Raw genomic sequence first — 23,349 nt, forward strand, 5'->3', positions numbered from 1 at the left:
ATTATGCTTTAGTGAATAAATCACCAGCAAATCCATCTGATTTCTGCAAGAGTTGTTTGTAAACTTTTTCTTTGAGTGCAACTGTTTGGTTTGAATTACCCGCTTTAAGGTCATTTTCAACAGCTTTGTTGAACAATTCTTGGAGTCCTGCATAAGTTGAAATTTTCTGTCCGTCGATTTCAATTTCGACAAATCCTTTTTCTCCTTTAGCTTTGACTTCCTTGAACCATTCTTTCTTCCACTCTTCTAGTGTGTGGAATTTACCACCAGACACTTTCTCAATGATAAAGTCATCACCAAGACCCGGTCTACCAGCTGCTTTAGATTCTTGTTTATACTTGTTTGAAGCATATCCGACAAATCCATTGACATATCCGAAGTAACCCCACATACGGAATGTATTATGTTTGAACGAGATAGAACCTACAGCACTTTGACTTGTATTACCACCGTAAATTCCAGCCATCATACTTACAGTTTGATATGCCGTATCAAAACCTTCAGCACGATAATATTTATTACCAGGCATATTATGCTTAGTCACGTAATTACCATCTACAAGGTCATCAATGCTTGTCAATTTCTTCTTGTTCTCCGCGTCATTTAGGTCACGAAGTAAATCCCATTGGTGTGGTTGTCCAACTAAACCATTTCTATCAGCTTTCTCACGCCATTTTTTGTCCATCTTCTTGAACCACTTGTTGTTGTCACCATCATTCTTCGCGATAACGGCATCCGCTTCTAAATGGTCGAGCATCATGAGCGCTTCATTATAGTTTTTCATGTAATGGTCGATAGCTTCTCTACTATCTAATTTATTTGGATCATAGTTGTACCATTGTTTACCATCGTTTTCACGTTTATAAGCCATGTTAAGACCTAGTGCACCGTAGTCACCATTCGAACTTGATACAGCTGGAGATTGTAACATTCCTTGAGCAAAGGCTTCAACGTCTGTACCTTCACGATGTCCCCAACCACCTAAATAAGCCATACGGTCATTGATATGCGTTGTTTCATGAGTAAAGGCTGATGTACCAAAATCACTAATCATACTTGACCAGATATAGTACACGGCTTCTGAGTTTTGAGGTCTATCAAAGATATACGCATACGCACCCATACCATTATCACCATGCCATTTACCAGTTGGACCATAGAACTCACGAATTGGAGCATAATCACCGTTCTTCGTATGACCCATTCTATCAACCCATCCACCTGGCGCACCATGGTTATCCCAGATAGCCGATGGAACCATGTTTTCAGATTTCAACAACTGATTACGTACATTATCAGCCGCCAAGCGAGACCAGAAGTCTAAGTAGTTGATTTGTTCTTGTGCACGTAAGTCAATTTCTTTCTTGAATGCTTCACGTTCAGCTTCTGTATTCTTACCATATTTCTCAAACGCACTAAATGCTAGTGTATTGTATGTTGAAATCAAGAACATATGAGCTTTCTTTGTAGTCAGAAGTGGCAAGATATATTTGCTATGTTCGCCATTGTTTAAGTTTTCATATAAACGATATTTCTTGTCCGCAAACAATGGATTTGATGATTGTTTCTCAACGACATAGTTTGTATGTGAAACAGCTTTCTTATACCAGGTGTTAATATCAGTTTCGTTTGTGAATAAACGCATATTATAGTTTAATAAACCGTTCAACTCACCAATACCAATCGTTCCACCGATCGTTTCTCGATAAGCTTCTAATGTTCTGTTACCTTTAATGTTATTTTCTCTAGAACCGATCTTAATCAAGAAATCTAAGATATTTACATTCTTACCATAGAAGTCAGGTTTGAACATCATAAGATCTTTCATTGATTTTTCGTCGTATTTAAATCCATAGTAACGATTTAGATAAGTAAGACCCATCATAATTTTCGCTTTGTTTTCGTCTACTTTCTTAACAAGAGCTTTCATTGCAGCTTCGTCACCATTTAATTGGTGGTCTTCATTCTCAACTAAAGCTTTCACAAGTTTATCAAGGTTTCCTCGAACTTCTTCAAAGCTTTCTTCAAGGAACAAGTTACGAATGTAATTGTTCTTATGATTGTCACTATTCTCAGCTGGTTTGTTACGTTTGTCCATTAATGCACGCACTTCAGGTGAAATCAATTCGACACTTGCTAATTTTTCTTTCACATCAGCAATTAGTTTGTCACGATTCTTATCCACCATATTTGGTGTGTAAACAATGCCATCTAGACCTGTAATACTATATTCACGAACTTGTGCTACGTTTGAATCCTTAGAAGCAACCGTCATTTCTTCTTTAGTACCATCAGCGTAATGAATCATTATTTTATCAACACTTGATAAGTCAGTCACGAATTGACCATCTTTCATACCAGTTACAGATAATACTTCAGTCGTTAATAATTTAGAACCAGCAGGAATTTTATTTCCTTGATTGATAATCCATTCTTTATTGTAGAATGGCTGAAGTTTTTCAATATTACGGTAAGCAAGTTCACGCTCCACATTGTAATCTTCAGTATCTTTATACGTGTCTTCTTTTGGACGATTGTTATTTAATTTATCTACTAATAATCTCGGAGCTTCAAAATCTTTAGATGTAATATCGAAACTTTCTAATCTTTTATCAGCTTCTTCTTTAGAGATTTCTTTAAGTTTGTCCGCATTTTTTCTTGTCACATTACCAGTAGCTTCCCCAGCTACGCTGACAACTCTACTTAAATAAGGGAACCCAAAGTCATCATCTCCAATATCACCTGAACCATAAAGTTTTTCAGCGTTAGTTACTTTTACATAACTAATAACATCTTCTAAAAATCCGTATGGCCAGTTTTTAGTAATAACTCCACCTGTCTCTACATTGTTTTTCAAGTTAATTGACCCTTTTGCTACAGCTTTTTTAATATGTCCGTTAGCTCTTACATCCATTGGGTCCATACCCCTATCAAGTGTTGAAACTAAAGCTGAACCACGAGCTCTTTCACCAGTGATTTCTACATCTGTATAAACTTTTTCAATATTTGCTTTTCTTTGGTTGTTAACTAAACCAGAAATACTCCAACCTTTTTTACCTTCTGTGCGAAGTTTTCCGATAACAGAAACATTTTTCATTTTGCTTCCATTATTTAAATTATTAACAACTCCAGCTACATCATTACCACCAACAATACTACCCGTAATTTTAACATTTTCAATTGTCGTATTTGTAGCATCTTTTGCAAGTGTCGCTATTTGATCCGTACCTGGTTTATTTATATTCACGTTAGAGAAAATTAAATCTTTAATTGTAGAATTTTCAATAACATCAAATAATGGATTGCTTAAGTTATGAATAGCAAACCTATTCCCATCAGTACTAGTTAACGTACCTTTAAATTTCTTAGTAATATAAGATTTTCCATTTGGTTTAATATTAGTAGCATTTAAGCTTTGTCCAATTTTATATTCACCTTCTGGGTTATTTTGAATAGCTTCAACCAATTCAGCGAAATCATAGTAAACATTATCCACTTTTGGTTTTGGTTTAGCTATATAATAAACATACTCGTTAGCTAATTTCGAAGAATCTGTATGCTGAACCAAATCAGGCGCTTTGGCAGTTACTTTGTATAAAGTTTTTCCGTCTTTTTCTACTTCTTCAATCTTGTCAACGGCAAGTCTTGTTATTTTATTGTCATGAGTGGTTACACGTAAATATAATGGAGCAACATCAGCTGGTTTTTCTGTCAGTAAACTAGTATCTGTTTCATTACCGTCAGCATCTACACTCATTAAGCTTGTTTCTTTAATGTTTTTGATCTCAACTTTTTTGAGGTCAATTCTCAGCGGTTCTTCTTTCAGAACTTCTTCCTCATCACCCTCACCACGGTCATAAACCATCTTAGTTTCAAGTTTATAATCCTTGTAGTACTGCAAATCCGTCAAGGTAGTTGTCAGGTCGTCTGGTGAAATATTTAAGGTTTTCACAATCTCGTCACCTTTTTTCAGAGTTAGGGTGATAGATTTAATGGCTGCCTTACTTGGATTTTCTAGACTGTACTTAACATCTGAAGTACGCTTCAAATCCTTAGGTTCAACTGCCGTGATAGTCAATACTGGTTTTTCAAAAGTCTTGGTACCACGTTTCAAAATCTTGTCTTGAGGTGCTTCAATGATTTCCTCTGTAACTTTTGGAGCGTCTTCTGTTTTAACTCCTTTGATGGTGTTAAAGGTCTTGGTGATTTTTTTCTGACCTTCTTTACCTTCTTGAGCTACAACTTCTAAGCCTTTTTTCAGTTGGTCATCTTCTTTAACAACTTCCTTAAATGGAATCTTTTCAAGACTTTCTTCTACAAGAGTTCCTTCAATTGGTTTTGTCCCACGACTTACCTGTTGGTTTACAGGTTCCTTGGTAACTTCTGTGCTAGTTGAAAGAACCTGGTCCGTTTTAACACCTTCAACTGTTTTATAAGTTGTTTTAGTAACTTGACTACCTTTTTCACCATTTCGTACGACAGTTTCTTCGTCCGTGTACTTGGTTGGGTCCTCAGTAGTTTCAGTTTTGTAGTCTAAGTCTGTAGTCGATGTTTCAACAAGGGTTCCCTCAGTTACTTTGTACTCAGGTAACTGTTCTTGTACAAGGGCTTGGCCAGTTTTACCTTCCTCTTGTGTACCTTTTGCTTCAACTGGAGCCTCTGGCAATTCTGGCTGTGTTAAAGCTTGACCTTCTTTGCCTTCCTCTTGGGTACCTTTTGCTTCAGCTGGAGCTTCTGGCAATTCTGGCTGTGTTAGAGCTTGGCCCTCTTTACCTAGTTCTTGAGTCCCTTTTGCTTCTACTGGAGCCTCTGGCAATTCAGGTTGTGTTAAGGCTTGGCCAGTTTTACCTTCCTCTTGCGTCCCTTTAGCTACTTGATGAGTTGGTTCAGCTTGTGGTACTGGAGTTGGGGCAGGTTGCTCTTCTTTCTTAGTTCCGACTGCAATGACTTGCGAAACAGGATTTTGAACCACTTGGTCTTCGATGACTTCTCTAACTTCTTGACCATTAACCATCGATACTTTGGTTACAATGCGACGCTGACCATTTACTCCAGCTGTGACGATACGAGTCTGTCCTTCTGCTAGATTGGTATCTGGGCTTGTGACTGTTTCAAAAGGAATATCTACCAAGCTCTCTTCCAGTCTTGACTGAGGTTTCTCAGAAACTGGTTTTTCTTGAACTACTTCTGTCTTATCAATTTCATTTGCACTTTGCTTTTCTACTGGCAACTGAGGCTTCTCAGCTGAAGCTGGCCTTGATGGATGGAGTTCTGCTTCCTTGAAGTATCCAATGTATTCATAGCCATCAATGTGGATAATCCCTTCAGCCAAACCTTCATGTGTAGAAGCCGAAATAGTTTGGTTATAAGAAAGCAATTCTTTATTTTCAAACGCAAATGTGGTGAAAGGAACAAAGTTGCTTGCACCAATCGAACTAATTAATAAGACACCAAGCACCTTACCACGATGTTTTTTAGAGATTAATAAAACAGCCAAAGAAGCCGTAGCCAACCCTATACCAGCCAAGGCTAATTCTTTACTCCCTGTATAAGGAAGTTCTTGGTAGGTACTAGCTTTCTTTCGATACACTGCATAGATAATATCATCCTCTTGAAACTCCGAAGGGACTTCATGGTGAATTAAGGCTTTTTCAGACTCGGTCAATTCCTGCTCCGCCAAATAACGGTAATGAACGCTATGAGCTCCACCAACTTCATTGGCTTGTACCTTATCTACTGAAAGGGCACTTGCACCAAAAAGGAAGGCCCCGATGGCTACAGGACCAACCCCAACAGTTAACTTGCGAATGGAATATTTAGTAATTTTTTCAAGTTGTTGTTTTGTTTTTCTCATTCTTATGACTTTCTAATAGAATCTTGCGGATAGTGCGCACGCGCACCTCCAATTAATTTTGGACGACTAGCAAGAGCCGTTACATGGGCATGCCCAATTTCTCTCAAAAGAGGGCGAATCGGAACCTGAACATGCTTGACATGCATGCCAATTGCAGTGTCTCCGATATCCAATCCAGCATGAGCCTTGATAAATTCAACCTCAACTGGATCTTGCATAAACTTGAAGGCTGCCAACTGACCTGAACCTCCTGCATGAAGGGTAGGAAGGACACTAACGATTTCCAGACCAAACTGCTCTGCAACCTGACGTTCAACAACGAGGGCCCGATTGACATGTTCACAACCTTGAACAGCTAGATGAATTCCTTTTTCCTCTAGGATATCTAGGATGGTCTTCACAATGATTTCCCCAATTTCTTGGCTGGATTCCTTACCAATCTGACCACCTATCACTTCACTAGAAGAAAGACCCAAAACAAAGATAGATCCTTGCTTCAAATTGGCCTTTTCTAACACATCTTCTACAATCTGGCTTGTTTCTCTTTGAATGTCTTTTTCCTTCATACTTGATACCTCTTTTGTCACTATCTATCATATCGTTTTTTCTTATTTTTAGCAAGATAGACAACCTAGAAAGCTTGCCCAATTACGCATAAAACTCCCAGAATTGACTGGGAGTTAGCTAGTTTCTATTCTATTTATGTATATTTCAACCGTCGTTCCTTTGCAAGGTGCAGAATCAATCTTCATCTGATAATCTTCTCCAAAATGAAGTTTAAGACGCTGGTCAACATTTGGCAGACCAACTCCTCCACGTTTGAGTTGACTTTGACTACTATCGCTAGCATCTTGGAAACCAACCCCATCATCCTCAATGCGGATGACTAGTCCTGAATCCTGTTTCTGAACAGAAACTTTAATATGACCCTGACCTTCTTTTTCCTTGATGCCATGGTAAAGAGCATTTTCTACCAAGGGTTGTAACACCAACTTGGGCAAGACTAGATTATCAAAGGCAGGATTTTCAGCAATTTCGTATTCCAGCTTATCGCCATAGCGTTGTTTCTGGATAAAGAGATACTGGCGGACATGATTGATTTCGTCAGAGAGACAAATCAAATCCTTACCCTGATTTAGAGCCAAGCGGAAATAAGTTGCCAAGGACTTGGTCACCTGAACCACTCGCTGACTATCCTGAAATTCAGCCATCCAGATGATGGTATCCAAGGTATTATAGAGGAAATGGGGGTTAATCTGGCTTGATAAAGCTTGAAGTTGGTACTGACGGGTCGTTTCCTCCTGCCTGCGAATATCTATCATCAACTGATCAATCTGATCCAACATGGCATTGAACTGGCGAGTCACCTCTCTCAGTTCATAAGCACCCGCTTCCTTGGCACGAAGATTCTGATTACCAGAAGCAATTTCCAGCATAGTTTCTCTCAAGTCCTTCAAAGGGGCAATCCAGCGTTTAAGACTGAACCACACCAAGAAGAGACAGGCAAGAAGAGAGGTGACACTAGCACCAAGCAAGGTCCACATGAGTTGACTCCGAACCTTGTCTAGCTTCTCCAGTGAAGACACGCCCAGCACCGTCCAATCAGTTCCAGCAATCTTTTCTTGACTGACATAGGATTGGTGGTCTGGAGTATAACCCTGCCCTGTCTCAATATAGGGGTTCATGGCCTCCATTTCGCTAGACGAACTATAAACTGTGTGTTGAGGATGATAAACAAATTCATGGTTTTCATTGATGATAAAGGCAAAGCCCTGCTGACCCAACTGGAGTTGGTTAAGATAGGCTTCCAGAGTTTCGTAAGAAATATCCAAACGAAGAACGCCCAGATTAGCTCCCTTTGCATCAAGAAGTTCCTGAGTGACAGAAATGACCCACTGACTATCTGATTTACGAGCTGGTGTCAAAACGGGCTTAGCCCCCTGATGAATAGCCTTTTGGTACCAATCCTCAGCCATCATATCAGAGGAGGTTTTCATCTGCACACTATCATCTGTAGAAATGACCTGACCGGATTTGGTGACCAGAACAACAGTTTTCAAGTCCTGGTCTGCCTTCAAGATAGTCAAAAACAGATTTCGGATTCCCTTGACCTTGTCTTGACTGGGATTCTCAGCATAAGCTAGGACGTCCGCCTGCTGGGTCAAGCTAGTCGAGGTGGTTTCTAATTTTTTGATATAAGAATGGATAAAGTGACTAGTCTGGCTGATAGTCGTTTGGCTATTGCCTTCAATGGTAGCCTCAATGGCTGAAGAACTAGATTGATAGTAGAAAGTCCCAACCAGAGCTAGGAGAATGAGAAAGACCAGAAAGATAGAAATAACCATTCTAACTAGGAGTGAAGAACGCTTCATCGACCTTCCCCCTTCTTAAACTGACGAGGTGTCACACCTGCAATCTGTTTAAAACGTTGGGTAAAGTAGTTCATATCTTCAAAACCAACCTTCTCTGCAATCTCGTAAATTTTCAGATCCGTAGTTAAAAGCAAGAGCTTGGCCTGTTTGACACGTTCTCGCACCAAATAATCCTGAAAAGGTAGGCCCAACTCTTTCTTAATCAAAAAACTCAGATAAGTCGGACTAAAGCCCAAGTCATTGGCCAAAGACTTTAAACTAAATTGGCTATCAGCCAGATGGGACTGGATTTTCTGGGCCATATTTCCCTCAAACTTATCGAACAATAAATCTTGTAATTGCTCTTCCTTTTCTTCCTTATCCAACTTTTGCTTGATTTTCCCCAACATTTCCTCAATATCCTGACGAGAAAAGGGCTTGAGCAGGTAGTCATCCACACCTAGTTTGACAGCAGACAAAGCATAATCAAAATCATCGTAGCCTGTTAAAAAGACCAAATGAACCTGAGGATAGGTTTCTCGGACCAGACTGGCCAACTGGATGCCATTTAGCTGAGGCATGTTGATATCAGTTAAAATGATATCTGGCACCTGCTTTTGAATCAATTCCCAAGCCTGCCTTCCATTTTCAGCCTGACCGATGATTTCCATATCGTAGGCTGCTACATTGACCAGCTTGGTCAAACCTTGTCTTACCAGATATTCATCTTCTACGATTAAGATTGTGTAGGTCATGCTTCTCTCCTTTGTCACTTACTAGTATCAGTATAGCAAAATTCTCCCCTAACTGCTTAGGAAAGCCCTCTTAATCGACATAATCTAGTAAATAAGCGTAGCCTTTTTCTTCCATTTGGTCTTTGGGAATAAAGCGGATAGAGAGACTATTAATACAGTAGCGCAAGCCACCCTTGTCCTGTGGGCCGTCCGTAAAGACATGGCCAAGGTGAGAATCTCCAACTCGGCTCCGCACTTCCATGCGTGTCATATTGTAAGACTTATCTTCCTTGTAGGTAGCAACATCTGGACTGATGGGTTGGGTAAAACTAGGCCAGCCACAACCAGACTCAAACTTATCCTTTGATGAAAAGAGGGGTTCGCCAGTTGCCACATCCACATAGATACCAGATTCAAATTTATCCCAATAGCGGTTTGAAAAAGCTCGTTCTGTTTGATTTTTCTGGGTGACTGCATACTCCTCAGGTGACAGGGCCTTTTTCAATTCCTCATCACTTGGTTTGGGATATTTGCTGGCATCAATGACAGGATAAGCCGCCTGATTGACATTGATATGGCAGTAGCCATTTGGATTTTTCTTGAGGTAGTCTTGGTGGTAATCCTCTGCCACTACAAAATTCTTCAAGGTTTCCTTTTCAACTGCTAGAGGTTGGTCGTATTTCTTAGCCACCTCATCAAAGACTTGGTTGATTACCTCTAAATCCTTGTCATCTGTGTAATAAACACCAGTACGGTACTGGGTTCCCACATCATTCCCTTGTTTATTTTTGCTGGTTGGATTGATAATGCGGAAATAATGAAGCAGGATTTCCTTGAGGGAAATTTGCTTGGCATCATAGGTGACATGAACAGTCTCCGCATGACCTGTTTGGTTAATCAATTCGTACTTGGTTGTTTCCCCTCTACCATTTGCATAGCCTGAAACAGCATCCGTTACTCCGGGAACGCGTGAGAAGTATTCCTCCACTCCCCAGAAACATCCTCCAGCTAGATAAATTTCATGCAAATCTGCGTCTTTACTAATTTCTGTTTTTTTCACTGTTTTTCCTCCTTGGCTAACTGATGCTTTCTCAATTTGCGAGCTATCTGTCTGCCCTGCATTTCGCATCAATAGAAAATAGAAACCGGTTATGGCTAGGAAAAAGATTCCTGCCAAGACAAACAATTTTACTTTATCATTCATGACCTTTCTCTACCCCATTTCTTTCAATGTCTTTAAAATCATATCCTTATCTATAAAACCTGGTTGCGTTTTGACCAGCTTACCTTCCTTGTCTATAAAGGCTTGAGTTGGGTAAGAACGAACACCATAACTTTCCAATAGTTTGCCTGATGGGTCAATTAGGACTGGGAAATTTTTATAATCCAAGCCCTTGTACCAGTTCTTAAAGTCCGATTCTGCTTGTTCTCCCTTGTGTCCAGGAGATACCACTGTCAAAACTACATAATCATCACCAGCATCTTTAGCGATTTCATCCGTATCTGGAAGACTAGCTAGACAGATAGAACACCAAGAAGCCCAGAATTTGATATAGACTTTCTTGCCCTTGTAATCAGACAAGCGGTAGGTCTTGCCATCTACTCCCGTCAGTTCGAAATCAGCAACCGCCTGACCTTTAGTAGCAGTTTGCGCACTGACTTGTTCTGTTTTGGTTTGCTCCTTCATAGTAGATTCGTCTGGCATGTTTTTAGCCGAACAGGCTGCCAAGCAACAAATTGAGCCGACTCCAAGGAGACATGTTTGCCATTTTTTCATTTCTTCTTCCTCTCTATTCAAATAATGTAGTCAAAATAGACGTATTTCCCAAAAGCACCAAAATTCCCATTACGATTATGAGGAAACCACCCACTTTTTTGAGGGTTCCTAGATAAGGATGGAGTTTTCGAAAATGTTTCAAAACATAGCTGGAGGCTAGAGCTAGAACCAAAAATGGTAGCGCCAAACCCAGCGTGTAAATCAACATGAGAGCAGCTCCCTGCCAAGTACCTGAGCCACCTGAAGCTGCCAAGACCAAAACAGAACCCAGAACCGGCCCCACACAAGGTGTCCAAGCAAAACTAAAGGTCAACCCCAGTAAAAATGCCTGACTATAGCCCTTACCCTTTTGCTCCTGTCTCTTTAATTGTAGCCTTCTTTCCTTGTAGAGCCCCTTCAAATGTAAGACTTCCATCTGGTGTAATCCCAAGAGAATGATAACCGCACCCGTCACATACTGAAACCAAGAAGCATACAGCAAATTGCCTAAAAAACCAGCTCCATAGCCTAGTAAGATAAAAACAAAGGAAATCCCTATTATAAAAACTAGAGTTCGCAATAAACTAACAACTGAGATTGAAAATTTGCCACTAGAAATATGAGCACCATCTTTATCATCCAACAAGACCCCTGCATAGACCGGTAACAAGGGTAAAATACAAGGAGAAAAGAAGGAAAGAATTCCAGCAAGAAAAACACTGATTAAAAAGATTATATTATCCATTGCCTTCCTCCATTCTTTGATTTGATAGGACTATTATAGCCCTAAAACTCCAGAAAAAACAGGGACAATGATAGGGAAAAATAGGAATTTAATCAGGTTATGTAAAAAATGGTTCAAAAAAAGCCAGACAAGGTCTGACTTTGATGGAAACTGAAAAGAAACTTCACTAGTCTTCCATACTTATCTGATAATAAATAAGGTCCGCAAGATAGCCTTTTCTCTCTACACCATTGGTAATAGTCTTTAGATAGGACATTCCAGCCTTCTCCATGACACGACCTGAAACTGGATTGAGACTAGCATATCGTGCTCTGACATCTTGAAAACCTGCTTGAGTAAAACAGAAATCCAAGACAGCTTTCAAGGCCTCCGTCATTATACCATGACCCCAGTATTTCTTGCCTAACACATAACCAATTTCACAAGAAGAATCGTTCTCATCTATTGCAACGATGCTGATATCTCCTATCACCTGCTCTGGCTTTTCTTTGAGACAAATGGCCCATTTGTAATAGTTGGGATTTGTATAAGAGGCAACCCAATTACGAATGGAATTTCGAGTCACATCGACATCAGAATGGGGATCCCAAGTGACATAGGTCAGATTCTCAGCGGATGAAGCCCAATTCTGAAACATGGCTTCTGCATCACTTTCCACAAATCTTCTTAAAATCAAACGTTCTGTCTGTAATGTTTGTGTACCGATAGATTTCACGAAACTACCTCGCTTTCTGATAGATGATTCTATGTCCAATCTCCATTTATATTTGCTTTGCTTTTGAATTTCAAGGTAATAAGCTAAAAAGGTTTCTCGGACCTTCTTCGCTTACCTGTTTCCATGCTCAGGGTAAAAAGACTAAACTCAGTAACAACTAAAAAACAAGTTTTTCATCTAGTTCCTTGACGCAGTCGCTGTCTGGTTTGAAATACGCTCTAGCAAGCTTTTTCAAACCTAGTCATCGTTGCGGGGGTGAAACGACAAAATCGAACTCGGTGAGTTACCGAACCTTCCTCGTTTTTCTATTTTTAGACTCGGGCTAAAAAGGCCCCCCCGGACCTTCTCTCACTTTCTTATTTCAAGGCGAGAGGCTGAAAACCTCCACTGGAGGTTATTCTTGCTCTCGAGTTTCAGGGCAAGAAGCTAAAAAGGTCCCCCGGACCTTCATCGCTTTCTCATTTCTAGGCTCAGGGTAAAAAGGTCCCCCGGACCTTTTTACTCCCAAAAGTCATCGAATACGGTGATGGGTAGGTGGCGTTTGTGTTGGCCTTTGTGCCACCAGTTTTCGATTCTTGTTTGAGCTTCTGGGCTGATTGTTTTTCCTTCTAGGTAGTCATCAATCTCTTCATAAGTGACTCCGAGGGCTACTTCATCAGCTAGACCTGGTTTATCTTCTTCTAGGTCTGCTGTTGGGATTTTTTCATAAAGGGCTGGGTCTGCACCAAGTTCCTTCAAGAGTTGTTTTCCTTGACGCTTATTGAGGCGGTAAAGAGGGAGAATATCCGCACCACCGTCACCAAACTTGGTAAAAAAGCCTGTGATATTTTCCGCAGCATGATCTGTTCCAATTACTGCTCCACTATGGACACCCGCAAGGGCATACTGAGCAATCATACGGCAGCGAGCCTTGATATTGCCCTTGTTGAAATCTGAAACAGGACTACCTGTCGCTTCAACTGCAGCTGTCATGGAATCAGCTGATTCCTTGATATTGACCACCAAGCTAATATCTGGCTGGATAAAAGCAAGAGCCTTTTGGGCATCTGCTTCATCAGCTTGCACTCCGTATGGCAAGCGGACAGCGATAAATTTGTAGCTGTCATCTCCTGTTTCTGCTCGCAGTTCTTCCATAGCTAATTGGGCCAATCGACCTGCCAAGGTTGAGTCCTGACCCCCAGAAATCCCTAGTACAAAAGTTTTTAGGAAGGGATGTTTTTTCAGATATCTTTTTAAAAAATCAATAGAACGACGGATTTCTTCCTGGGCATCAATCACCGGTTTGACACCCAGCTCTTGGATAATCGTTTCTTGCAAACTCATTCTTCTTCTCCTTCACCAAGGGCTTCCTTACGCATCTTATCAATCAAGTCCATCTTGTCTTGCCATACATCACGCGCCAAATCCACTGGATAGTGCTGCGGATTGAGCACACGCTTATACTCATCCCAAAGCTTGTCAAATTCCTTACGAGCATAATCCTGAATCTCAGTCAAGCTAGGCAGGTTGTAAATCAATTTTCCGTCTTTGAAGATATCCACTAAGAGAGGAACAGCGTCAAAATTACGAACCGTCTTCTTGATGTAAGTATAGGTCGGATGGAACATCTTGATTTCTGTCATGCTGGCAACATCTACGCCATCATAAGTGATATAGTCTCCTTCTGACTTGCCTTTTTCACGACTTGTAATGCGCCACACCTGCTTCTTACCTGGTGTAGACACTTTTTCCGCATTATTAGACAGCTTGATGGTATTGCGCATGTTCCCATTTTCATCTTCGATTGCAACAATCTTATAAACTGCCCCAAGAGCTGGCTGGTCATAGGCTGTAATCAGCTTGGTTCCCACACCCCAGACATCAATCTTGGCCTTTTGCATCTTGAGGTTGAGGATGGTATTTTCATCTAGATCATTAGAAGCATAAATCTTAGCCTCTGTAAATCCAGCCTCGTCCAGTTGCTGACGGACTTTCTTAGAAATGTAGGCAATATCCCCAGAGTCAATCCGCACACCCATAAAGTTAATCTGATCACCCAGCTCACGCGCCACCTGAATGGCAGCTGGCACACCGATACGAAGGGTGTCATAGGTATCCACAAGAAAGACGCAATTTTTGTGGGTCGCAGCGTAAGCCTTGAAAGCCTCATAGTCATTGCCATAAACCTGCACCAAGGCATGGGCATGGGTCCCCAAGACAGGAATGTCAAAGAGTTTACCAGCACGCACATTGCTAGTCCCATTGGCGCCACCAATCACCGCTGCGCGTGTTCCCCAGATAGCCGCATCCATTTCTTGCGCCCGACGTGTTCCAAACTCCATCAAGGGCTCATCTTCTATAACCGAGCGAATACGAGCTGCCTTAGTCGCCACTAAGGTCTGGTAGTTGACGATGTTCAAAAGAGCCGTTTCGACCAACTGACATTGAGCTAGAGGGCCTTCCACCTGCACAATCGGTTCATTAGCAAAAACCAAGTCCCCTTCTTGGGCAGAACGAACAGTCAACTCCAACTTGAAATTGCGGAGATAGTCCAAGAATGCCCCATGATAGCCTAGCGACTCCAAATAGGCAATATCACTATCTGAAAAACGCAGGTCTTCCAGATAATTCACAATTCTTTCTAGACCTGCAAAAACCGCATAGCCATTCTTAAAAGGCTGTTGGCGGAAATAAACCTCAAAGACCGCCTTTTTATTGTGAATTCCTTGGTCAAAGTAAACCTGCATCATGTTGATCTGGTACAAGTCCGTGTGCAATGTCAAACTATCATCTGGATACATACTTTTCCTACTTCCTTAGCTAGAAACACATGAAAATTTTTAAGAACTTTCATGTATTCCAATAAATTAGTACTATTATAACACATTTTGGCTGGATTGAGAAAAGAGTAACAAGCTATTCTCCACTCTCCAGTTCATCCATGTCTTGTTCAAACTTTTTCTGAGCCCATTCGCCATAGCTCTTAAGACCAAGATTGCCAATAAAGACCCAGGGAAGGTAAATAACATAAGTAATTGCCCAAGCAGATAGGTATTTAACGTTCAAAGGATTGTGCTGATAAACTTCTATGTTGAATTGATAATTCTGTAACATCAAAAGAGCCGTAATAGCCAAGGTTAGGAAAAAACAACCCAAAATCGTAAAATGAAAACGACTATAGTAGGTCACTCCCAGATAACGGGCACGATTGAAAAAGAAGAAAATTCCTACTATCAGAGTATAGACTAGAAAATTCGGATTAAAAAGAGATGGAGCCAACACTGCCACCAAATAGCTTAGAAGTACAAGCCCAATAAAGAGTGAAAAAGACTCTGCCCCAGCTTTATTGATTAGTTGTTCTTCTCTTTCGTCAAGTAATTGATAATGAATGAATTTATTTACCATCTTCTTCCTCCCAAAATAGTTGGTCTAGGGTTTTTCCTAAACATCTGCAAATAGACTGGCAAAGCGAGAGACTGGGATTGTATTTCCCTGCCTCTATCAAACCAATAGTCTGGCGCGTCACCCCCACAGCCTCTGCCAATTGACCTTGAGTTAAATCAAGCTCTACCCGAGCTAATTTTAATTTTAAATTTTTAGCCACCTGCGTCCTCCTTATAGTTTTAATACTCATCTACTCTTAAAAAATCCAAAATCAACACAAGCTGTCAGCTATTTATTATAACCTCATTAATTAGCACTCCAATATTATCTTCAGACTAAAATCAGTATGTTGGATTGTTTGAAATAAACTTCCTAGTTTGCTATTTGATTTTTTGTTTAGTATTAGCTTTAGTAGGGTCTTTTAAACGAGTTTTGATTGCTTGTATTCTTATTTAGTTGCTTTCATATCACTATTATATAATGCTTTTGGAAATGAGTCTAGCATAAGACAAAAACGTGTACACAACAAGAGCAGGAGCATAGCAAGATGACTGATTTTTGCTGGATTTTAAGTCTGCAAAATAATACTAAATGAAACTAAAATGAATACTCCTTGCTTTTCTTGAGAGTGAACAAGTACAGTAAAATGATTGTAGTGATTACCACAAGATACTGACTAATAGACATCGTATTTGAAGCTACAAATACAGGTAAAGAATAAAAAGGAAGAAGTTCAATTGCTTTGATAAACAAATCATTACTAGTATTCATCATAATCGTATTTAATATATTAGGGATAAAGAGTAGTAAAGCTACTAAAATACCAAATACCAAGCCACTTTTCAATTTGTATAAATAGAAAATATAAGATAATAGAAAATAAAATAGGACTAACAAAATTGTATTGACTACAATGGATACTATAAAATCTAATCCTAAATCACCTGGAACACCCAATTTACTTACGATGACTAGTAGCACAATGCCATTCAAAGAATAAATAATGGAAACTGAGATGACATATAGAAAATTAGACCAGACGTAAATCATCCGATTTTTCTGTTGATTATAAAATAAACTGATCGTATTGTGGGAAAAATCCCTGCTAATAATTCGATTAGCATGTATAATAGCCATTAACATACCGAGCATAGCATAAAAGTTTGAAATATGCTTAATACCAAGCGATGTCCCTTGAGTCTTTAGAATAAAGAATGTAACCAATATCGGCGGTATAAACGAGATAATCAAACCGAGATATATTACGCCTGATGAATATAAATCTCTTATATTTTCCTTAAGAAAATTCAATTTATTTAATTTCATGATTATAACCTTCCTTTATTTTGAACGATTTAGATAAATATCTTTAAGCGTCTCTTTTTTAGTTTCAAAATCAACTACTTTAATAGAGTTTTCGTTAAAAAATTTAAAAAGCTCACTACTTTGAATATTCCCAGACATAGTAATTCTCAGTCCCTCTTCCTGAACAATATCCCCAAATTCTTGTTTGGTAATAAAAATGTCTTTATCTGTAGCTGATGAAAAAGCTATCTCAAACAAGCAATTATGACTATCTTTTCCTACTTTTTGAAATGTCAAAAGTCCGTTCTCCAAGAAAAGAACCCTCTCACAAATTTCTTCAATATCTTCTAATTTATGACTCGATATTAAAATTCCCACATTTTCATGTAAAGCTAAATTTTTTAGAACCGCTAAAACTATTTGTGATGATTCAATATCTAAACCATTAGTCGGTTCATCTAAAATCAATATATCAGGTTCCGTAACGAGAGTTAGAAGCAAAGCTAATTTTTGTTTTGTACCCAAAGAATAGGTCTTTACTTTTTTATTAATAGACTGAGTCAAATCTAACTCTTGGATCAAACTTCCAAATCTTTCTTGATTGTAGTCAATTCCATATAAATTTGACAAATATTTTAAATTCTCTAAACCTGTTTTAGATAAAAATAATTTTGGTTCTTCGATTAAATACCCAACATTATCACTACTTATAATATTCCCTAAATTCGGTTGATTATTCTGAACAAGAATTTTCATCAATGTACTCTTGCCAACTCCGTTTCTCCCTACTAGACCAACAATTTCACCCTTATTAAGTGCGAAATTTATATCTTTGAGAATGGTTGAATGACCATAATTTTTACTTACATTTATAACTTCCATTTTTTAATTCCTCCATTAATATTCTTGGTTTTCTCTTTGATCATCATTAATTTTAAAAAGTTGCGCCTCTTTTTAACAACATTATATCATATATCTAACTTAATGCAATATATAAATGTCATTTTGTAAATTTTTATTAACAAAAAACCTCTACCACCTAAATGATAGAGAGTTTCTGCCTATTCAATTTTTTTCAAAACATCTACAGCATCGTAGGATTTCACATCTAATGTCTCAGCTGCGATTGTATTGTCCTCCATATCGTCTAGAATGACACAATTTATAGGATTTAACTGGTATTTATCGAGAATCTCCTTAAACATTGCCCATATCCAGTATTATATCCATCAGTCCGCCTCCATACTTATGTGTGAGTCTCTCTTTGTACCATACCTTCATACTCACCTTACAGATTCTTTTGGTAATAATACCTTTGCCCAATGTAGGGATAGTCTTGTAATGTAAAAATTTTCTTGTAGCCATGCCTTTTATAAAAATCAGGAGCTTGAAACTGGTAAGTATTGACAAAAGCAAAACGACAGTTTCGATTCTTAGCTTCAGTTTCTGCTTGCTGCAATAGTTTTGAACCGATTCCTTGCCCTCTGAGTTCCTCTTTTACAAATAAATACTCGATTTCTAGCCAATTTCCAAAAGTCTCTGCTATCAAACCTGCCAGAAGATTGCCCTCTTCATCTTCGACATAAAGATTAAGTGGCTCACTTTCAACTTCTTCTCGTTTTGAACGGTTATAAACACGAATCAGATTCCCTATTTCTTGTGATTTATGGGATTCCTTATTTTCCAATCTAAAGTACATCTAAATCTCCTTAAATACTGTTACAGCTTGATTATAGTCTTATTTCAATAGACTGTCAAACTAGCAAAAACTCACCAACCTGAGTTGATGAGTTTCAAATCTATTTTCTAAATTTCCACTGGCTATAAATCCCGAAACCGATAATCCAGATAGCTGATCCGATTGCTCCTACAAATGTAGACTCTTGTAAAAAGAGGGTTACAAAGACAAAGGCAAAGAAGAGCATGGTTAAAGGATTTAAGAAACGATAATGGGGCATGAGATAGCCATCCGCCATAAAGTCTGGTGACTTGCGGTATTTAAGGTGAGCCACCATAATCAAGATATAAATGGCAATATAAACACCTGATGATGATGCCGTAATCAAGGCAAAGGCATCTGAAACACCTGGCAAGACATTAATAAAGGCTGCTAGGGCAATCAAGATTGCTGAAGCGATGATGGCATTTTGTGGCACATTGTGGCGAGAAAGAGTATCTGCCTTAATAGCCTTTAAGAATGAATTTGGCGAATCATGAGCAATCTGGTACAAATGACGTCCTGTTGAATAAAGGGTTGAGTTAAGAGCAGATGCTGCTGATGTCAAAACGACGAAGTTAATCAAGGCTGCTGCCCACTTGATACCTGCCAATTCAAATACTGTAACAAAAGGAGAATCAGCCGATGCAAGCTCACGCCATGGAATGATAGCCATGATGGCTAAGAGGGCACCACCGTAGAAAAAGGCGATACGCAAAGGAATTTCCTTAACGGCTTTTGGCAAGACTTGACGTGGATTTTTGGTTTCAGAAGTTGTTACCCCGATAAACTCAATCATGAGGTAAGCAAAGAAAACCATCTGAAAGGCCATGACAAAGTTCACTCCACCATTAGGGAAGAGGGAGAAATTGTCGGTGATATTGGCCAAACTTGCTACTCCATGTGGTGTCTTAAAGCCTGTCAAGACCATAAAGACTCCTGTGGCAATCATAGCTAAAATAGCCACAATCTTGACCATCGCAAACCAAAACTCAACTTCCCCAAAGAGCTTCACCGCAATCAGATTGACTAAGGCTAGAATGGTCAAAAATCCAATCTCAATCATCCAACTTGGCCAGCTAGGGAACCAAAACTGAACATAGTGAGAGATAGCAGTGATTTCCGCCATACCTATAAAGACAACGGATAGCCAGTAGGACCAAACCGAGAAATAACCCCAGCCCTTACCCAAATGGCGCGTGATAAAGTTGATAAAGGTATGTTGCTCAGGGTCTTGGTAGAGCATTTCCCCAACCGCACGCATCATAAGGAACATGAAAGCCCCAGTAATCATATAAATCAGTACAATGGAAGGACCTGTAAGGCTAATAGAACGACCTGCTCCCAAAAAGAGTCCTGTTCCGATTGTTCCCGCAATGGCCATAACCTGCACGTGACGATTAGTCAGACCACGCTCCATCTTGTTTTTTTTCTTCTTTGAACTCATATAGTCTCCAATTCTTTTTAAACCTAAAAAGGAGCAAAGAAGGATTTTTCCCTCTTTTTACTCCTTTTAATCATTAGGCTGTTTTTTCAACCTTCAAGATTTTTACATCATAGCTACCAACAGGTGTTTCAATTGTTGCTGTATCACCTGTTTTCTTGCCAATCAAGGCTTGTCCAATTGGGCTTTCATTTGAAACTTTACCCGCAAAGGCATCTGCACCGGCTGAACCTACGATAATATAAACTTCTTCTTCGTCCTCACCAATTTCTTGGATAGTAACTGTTTTACCAATCGCTACTTCGTCTTGGGCAACTGAGTCACTATTGACGATTTCAGCATAACGGATTTTTGTTTCCAAGCTAGAGATTTGTCCTTCAACAAAGGCTTGTTCATCCTTAGCTGCTTCATACTCACTGTTTTCAGAAAGGTCACCATATGAACGGGCAATCTTAATGCGTTCTACCACTTCTGGACGGCGGACCAATTTCAATTCTTCTAATTCTTTTTCAAGTTTTTCCTTTTCCTCAAGGGTCATAGGATATGTTTTTTCTGCCATTTTTCTCAACTTTCCTTCGATAATATTGAATCTCTATCTGAGATTCTCATGTTTGTAGTCTTAGTTTGAACTACTATTTTGAGTAAGCTTGCTATTGACGTGCTCAGCTACATTACGATCATGTTCTTCCTGTGTCACTGCGTAATAGACTTTACCATCTGTAACATTGGCTACAAAGTATAGGTTCTCACTCTTAGTTTGATTGATACTTGCTTCAATCGCGTCCTGACTTGGGCTATCTACTGGACCAGGCATCAAACCAGGTTTTGTATAAACATTGTATGGTGAATTAATCGATGTATCAATTCCAGCATCGTCTGCTAGGCTGATATTTTGGCCAAGTTTGCCTTGAGCATACAAGATTGCGATATTGCTTTGTAGTGGCATACCAAGGTTCAAACGATTGTAGAAGACACCTGCAATCAACTTACGATCTTCAGTCTTAGCCCCTTCTTTTTCAACCAGTGAAGCAATTGTTAGCAATTCATTAACTGTCAAGTTCTTAGACTTAATTGCACTATAGTGCGGAGTCAAGGTCTTATCCATGGCTGCCAACATCTCATCAATCAAGCTTTCAATAGTCGTGCTTTCCTTGATAGAGTAGGTCGCTGGGAAAAGATAACCTTCCAAACGATAACGAGCTCCACTTTCTTTCGTTGGCAAGCTTTCGAGTAGGTTTGGATATTTAGCAACTTCTTGACTGATAAAGTTGTCATCTTGCACTTTAGCCAAGAAAGCATCCGCGGTCAAAGGCTCTTTAAATTCACCTTGTAATTGTCCTACAGCTTGGGCAATTTGATCAATGGTATATCCTTCTGGAATTGTCAAGTTTGCAAGAGATGGAGCCTGAGGTTCAGGTGTACCACCTTTTTGTAGTTCCTTAATGATGTCCTCTGTACTCATGCTCTTCATCAAGTTATAGTATCCTGATTTGAAATCAGAGTAATTTTTGTACTTAGCATACAAGCTGAAGATAATTCCATGTTTGACCAAACCAGATTTTTCCAAAGAATTCCCAATTTCTTGGACATTGGAACCTTCTGGAATTTGAACAGTCACATATTCCTTAGAATTTGCATCAACAGGTAGCAAGGATGACTGAACATACTGATAACCGAAGTAACCACCTGCCGAAATCAGAGCAAGGAAAATCAGTAGTGAAATGAAGAAAGCCTTCAAATGTGATTTTTTCTTCTTAACAGGTTTAACAGTTTCGCGACGACTACGTCTAGGAACTGAATCTAGGCTATCTGTCGATTCAGCTGACTCAGACAACTCATTATCCACTGCAGGAGTACTAACTTCTTCCTGTTGTCTACTTGTTTTATACGACACCGCAACCTTTGTTGGAATCTCGTTAAATTCTTTGTCTTCGTTAAGTTTTACAGGTTCTACTTTTGGTTGAACTGGCTCGAAAATAGGTTCTACTGGTTCAACTACAGGTTCAACAACCGTTTCAATTTTAGATTCTGCAACTTCTTCATTTGCTGCAATTTCATCCGAAATGTCATTTGAGCGTGATGGAACACTAGGAGCATTCTTTAATATTTGATCCACAACAGAAAGAGAATTAGCCATCAACTCTTCTGCTGAAGGTTCATGTTCCTGAGTTGAAGGAACTACTGAATCTTCTTGAGATAAAGGAGTTTCAAAACTTGTAATCTCATTTTCTTGCTCACTTCTATCTTGTTTTTTTACTCTCTCTAAATCACGTAAAATTTGCTCTTTAAAGCTTAATTTTTCGTCTTCTCTTGTTTTTTCACTCAAAAGTTTATCCTCCTTGTTGACAATCCATAATATTATATCTTAAAAACGAAAGAAAAGCAACCTAGCATGCTTTTCTCGCTTATTTTTTAGCTTCCCAGACCATATCATACCAGGTTTCCCCTGCAAAGGTTGACTGAGACTGGCCTTCATTGACAAATCCATGCTTTTCGTAGTAGGCAATGAGATAGTCATGACAGGTTAGGTTAATACCTTCTCTTTCGTGTTCAAGAGCCAGCTCTTTCAAAGCTGTTAGCAATTTCTGACCCAGTCCTAGGCCCTGTGCCTCCTTGGCAATGGAAAGACAGGTCACAGAGATATAACCACCCGGCTCATGACTGTAATCTTCTATCTCTTCTGTAAAAGACTTGTCTTGCAGATAGCGGTGAGGGGCAACTGGTCCTTCGATATACCCCATGATTCTACCTTCTTTTTCTGCAACCAGAAAAGAGGTCTGAATTTCTCGCAAATGAGCCTCAAAAACCGAGCGAGGAATGGCTTCTTCAAGTGAGAAATTTTCTAGTTCAATCTCAACGATACGATCTAAATCTTCTAATCTTGCTTTCCTAATTTCCATTGTGCCTCCAGATAAAAGGGATTAAACCAAATCATACTAAAATCTTGATTAGCTGCATAAAGCGAAGTTGCTTCTTCTTCATCAATAAAACCGTTCATTTCAAAATAGGCAAGCAGCTCATCAGGACTCTTCAAACGAATAGCTTTGTAATCCAGCTCAACTGCCACCTCTTTCAAGGCCGCAAGAAGAAGCATGCCCAAGCCCTGTCTCTGATGGTCAGCCTCGATGACTAAAGAATGTACTTCTAAACATTGCGGATTGTGGGACTGGGGACTTGATAGAATATAGCCTAAAAGTTGATTTTCATCCCTAGCTAGAAGAAAGGTATCCGCACACTTACGGATACTTTCTTTTAAAATATGAGAAGGTTGCTGCTTTTCAGCTGGAAAAGATGAGGCCTGAAGTGTCTCTATCTCAGCCAAATCAGACTCACTTGCCTGAATGATCTTAATTGGAATTTCCATG

21 protein-coding genes are annotated in these 23,349 nt (G+C 39.4%); all 21 read right to left on the reverse strand.

Annotated elements, in window-relative coordinates; translation table 11 throughout:
* Position 1 precedes the first annotated feature (1 nt).
* The 21 genes from N5909_RS09500 to N5909_RS09600 all read right to left on the reverse strand — a co-directional run bounded on the left by N5909_RS09500 (position 2) and on the right by N5909_RS09600 (position 23,348).
* A complete protein-coding gene (locus N5909_RS09500; RefSeq protein WP_271631186.1) occupies positions 2-5,854 on the reverse strand; it encodes a ZmpA/ZmpB/ZmpC family metallo-endopeptidase in 5,853 nt (1,950 codons plus the stop codon).
* Positions 5,855-5,856: 2 nt separating this feature from the next.
* Positions 5,857-6,420 carry a TIGR01440 family protein gene (locus N5909_RS09505; RefSeq protein WP_049521452.1) on the reverse strand — a complete coding sequence of 188 codons (564 nt, stop codon included), beginning with the start codon at positions 6,418-6,420 and terminating at the stop codon, positions 5,857-5,859.
* A 114-nt stretch (positions 6,421-6,534) separates the two neighbouring features.
* Positions 6,535-8,226, reverse strand: a complete 1,692-nt coding sequence (locus N5909_RS09510) for a cache domain-containing sensor histidine kinase (RefSeq protein ID WP_271631187.1) — start codon at positions 8,224-8,226, stop codon at positions 6,535-6,537.
* Entirely contained in the window at positions 8,223-8,960 is a 738-nt protein-coding gene (locus N5909_RS09515) for a response regulator transcription factor (protein ID WP_271631188.1), read from the reverse strand. The genes N5909_RS09510 and N5909_RS09515 overlap by 4 nt, the downstream gene beginning before the upstream one ends.
* 70 nt (positions 8,961-9,030) lie before the next feature.
* Positions 9,031-10,143, reverse strand: coding sequence for a peptide-methionine (R)-S-oxide reductase MsrB (gene msrB, locus N5909_RS09520; protein WP_049552256.1), 1,113 nt, complete (start codon positions 10,141-10,143; stop codon positions 9,031-9,033).
* Positions 10,144-10,152: 9 nt separating this feature from the next.
* Positions 10,153-10,716 carry a redoxin family protein gene (locus N5909_RS09525; protein WP_049552257.1) on the reverse strand — a complete coding sequence of 188 codons (564 nt, stop codon included), beginning with the start codon at positions 10,714-10,716 and terminating at the stop codon, positions 10,153-10,155.
* A 13-nt stretch (positions 10,717-10,729) separates the two neighbouring features.
* Entirely contained in the window at positions 10,730-11,440 is a 711-nt protein-coding gene (gene ccdA2 / locus N5909_RS09530; protein WP_049552258.1) for a thiol-disulfide oxidoreductase-associated membrane protein CcdA2, read from the reverse strand.
* A gap of 166 nt (positions 11,441-11,606) precedes the next feature.
* A complete protein-coding gene (locus N5909_RS09535) occupies positions 11,607-12,155 on the reverse strand; it encodes a GNAT family N-acetyltransferase (protein ID WP_049552283.1) in 549 nt (182 codons plus the stop codon).
* Between the two features lie 498 nt (positions 12,156-12,653).
* Positions 12,654-13,478, reverse strand: a complete 825-nt coding sequence (gene nadE, locus N5909_RS09540) for an ammonia-dependent NAD(+) synthetase (protein ID WP_049552259.1) — start codon at positions 13,476-13,478, stop codon at positions 12,654-12,656.
* Entirely contained in the window at positions 13,475-14,935 is a 1,461-nt protein-coding gene (locus N5909_RS09545) for a nicotinate phosphoribosyltransferase (protein ID WP_049552260.1), read from the reverse strand. Before N5909_RS09545 ends, nadE begins: the two co-directional genes overlap by 4 nt.
* 115 nt (positions 14,936-15,050) lie before the next feature.
* Positions 15,051-15,539: a DUF6773 family protein gene (locus tag N5909_RS09550; RefSeq protein ID WP_033680009.1), complete on the reverse strand. Its 489-nt coding sequence runs from the start codon at positions 15,537-15,539 to the stop codon at positions 15,051-15,053.
* On the reverse strand, positions 15,529-15,738 hold the full coding sequence (locus tag N5909_RS09555) for a helix-turn-helix transcriptional regulator (protein WP_001107500.1): 210 nt from the start codon (positions 15,736-15,738) through the stop codon (positions 15,529-15,531). The genes N5909_RS09550 and N5909_RS09555 overlap by 11 nt, the downstream gene beginning before the upstream one ends.
* A gap of 377 nt (positions 15,739-16,115) precedes the next feature.
* Entirely contained in the window at positions 16,116-16,844 is a 729-nt protein-coding gene (locus tag N5909_RS09560) for an ABC transporter permease (protein WP_049552261.1), read from the reverse strand.
* 15 nt (positions 16,845-16,859) lie between these two features.
* On the reverse strand, positions 16,860-17,705 hold the full coding sequence (locus N5909_RS09565; RefSeq protein WP_080978365.1) for an ABC transporter ATP-binding protein: 846 nt from the start codon (positions 17,703-17,705) through the stop codon (positions 16,860-16,862).
* Between the two features lie 179 nt (positions 17,706-17,884).
* On the reverse strand, positions 17,885-18,028 hold the full coding sequence (locus N5909_RS09570) for a hypothetical protein (protein WP_020902218.1): 144 nt from the start codon (positions 18,026-18,028) through the stop codon (positions 17,885-17,887).
* Positions 18,029-18,111: 83 nt separating this feature from the next.
* On the reverse strand, positions 18,112-18,522 hold the full coding sequence (locus N5909_RS09575; protein WP_413252012.1) for a GNAT family N-acetyltransferase: 411 nt from the start codon (positions 18,520-18,522) through the stop codon (positions 18,112-18,114).
* A gap of 100 nt (positions 18,523-18,622) precedes the next feature.
* Positions 18,623-19,987 (reverse strand): amino acid permease, encoded by a 1,365-nt coding sequence (locus tag N5909_RS09580; RefSeq protein WP_049552262.1) that lies wholly within the window; start codon positions 19,985-19,987, stop codon positions 18,623-18,625.
* 73 nt (positions 19,988-20,060) lie between these two features.
* Positions 20,061-20,543 (reverse strand): transcription elongation factor GreA, encoded by a 483-nt coding sequence (gene greA, locus N5909_RS09585; protein ID WP_000818768.1) that lies wholly within the window; start codon positions 20,541-20,543, stop codon positions 20,061-20,063.
* 60 nt (positions 20,544-20,603) lie between these two features.
* Positions 20,604-22,310 (reverse strand): endolytic transglycosylase MltG, encoded by a 1,707-nt coding sequence (gene mltG, locus N5909_RS09590; RefSeq protein WP_271631189.1) that lies wholly within the window; start codon positions 22,308-22,310, stop codon positions 20,604-20,606.
* A gap of 79 nt (positions 22,311-22,389) precedes the next feature.
* Positions 22,390-22,884, reverse strand: a complete 495-nt coding sequence (locus N5909_RS09595) for a GNAT family N-acetyltransferase (protein ID WP_271631190.1) — start codon at positions 22,882-22,884, stop codon at positions 22,390-22,392.
* Positions 22,860-23,348, reverse strand: a complete 489-nt coding sequence (locus tag N5909_RS09600) for a GNAT family N-acetyltransferase (protein ID WP_271631191.1) — start codon at positions 23,346-23,348, stop codon at positions 22,860-22,862. The genes N5909_RS09595 and N5909_RS09600 overlap by 25 nt, the downstream gene beginning before the upstream one ends.
* Position 23,349 lies beyond the last annotated feature (1 nt).

Origin of the sequence: Streptococcus gwangjuensis (assembly GCF_028156745.1) — a bacterium.
Lineage (GTDB): Bacteria > Bacillota > Bacilli > Lactobacillales > Streptococcaceae > Streptococcus > Streptococcus gwangjuense_A.

Coding starts and splice junctions, on each gene's coding strand:
- nadE (WP_049552259.1), bottom strand. CDS start 13,478: ATGAGTTTGCAAGAAACGATTATCCAAGAGCTGGGTGTCAAACCGGTG.
- N5909_RS09560 (WP_049552261.1), bottom strand. CDS start 16,844: ATGAAATTAAATAAATTGAATTTTCTTAAGGAAAATATAAGAGATTTA.
- N5909_RS09570 (WP_020902218.1), bottom strand. CDS start 18,028: ATGTTTAAGGAGATTCTCGATAAATACCAGTTAAATCCTATAAATTGT.
- ccdA2 (WP_049552258.1), bottom strand. CDS start 11,440: ATGGATAATATAATCTTTTTAATCAGTGTTTTTCTTGCTGGAATTCTT.
- N5909_RS09565 (WP_080978365.1), bottom strand. CDS start 17,705: ATGGAAGTTATAAATGTAAGTAAAAATTATGGTCATTCAACCATTCTC.
- N5909_RS09580 (WP_049552262.1), bottom strand. CDS start 19,987: ATGAGTTCAAAGAAGAAAAAAAACAAGATGGAGCGTGGTCTGACTAAT.
- N5909_RS09510 (WP_271631187.1), bottom strand. CDS start 8,226: ATGAAGCGTTCTTCACTCCTAGTTAGAATGGTTATTTCTATCTTTCTG.
- N5909_RS09515 (WP_271631188.1), bottom strand. CDS start 8,960: ATGACCTACACAATCTTAATCGTAGAAGATGAATATCTGGTAAGACAA.
- N5909_RS09575 (WP_413252012.1), bottom strand. CDS start 18,522: ATGTACTTTAGATTGGAAAATAAGGAATCCCATAAATCACAAGAAATA.
- N5909_RS09595 (WP_271631190.1), bottom strand. CDS start 22,884: ATGGAAATTAGGAAAGCAAGATTAGAAGATTTAGATCGTATCGTTGAG.
- N5909_RS09505 (WP_049521452.1), bottom strand. CDS start 6,420: ATGAAGGAAAAAGACATTCAAAGAGAAACAAGCCAGATTGTAGAAGAT.
- N5909_RS09500 (WP_271631186.1), bottom strand. CDS start 5,854: ATGAGAAAAACAAAACAACAACTTGAAAAAATTACTAAATATTCCATT.
- greA (WP_000818768.1), bottom strand. CDS start 20,543: ATGGCAGAAAAAACATATCCTATGACCCTTGAGGAAAAGGAAAAACTT.
- N5909_RS09600 (WP_271631191.1), bottom strand. CDS start 23,348: ATGGAAATTCCAATTAAGATCATTCAGGCAAGTGAGTCTGATTTGGCT.
- msrB (WP_049552256.1), bottom strand. CDS start 10,143: ATGAATGATAAAGTAAAATTGTTTGTCTTGGCAGGAATCTTTTTCCTA.
- N5909_RS09525 (WP_049552257.1), bottom strand. CDS start 10,716: ATGAAAAAATGGCAAACATGTCTCCTTGGAGTCGGCTCAATTTGTTGC.
- N5909_RS09550 (WP_033680009.1), bottom strand. CDS start 15,539: ATGGTAAATAAATTCATTCATTATCAATTACTTGACGAAAGAGAAGAA.
- N5909_RS09545 (WP_049552260.1), bottom strand. CDS start 14,935: ATGTATCCAGATGATAGTTTGACATTGCACACGGACTTGTACCAGATC.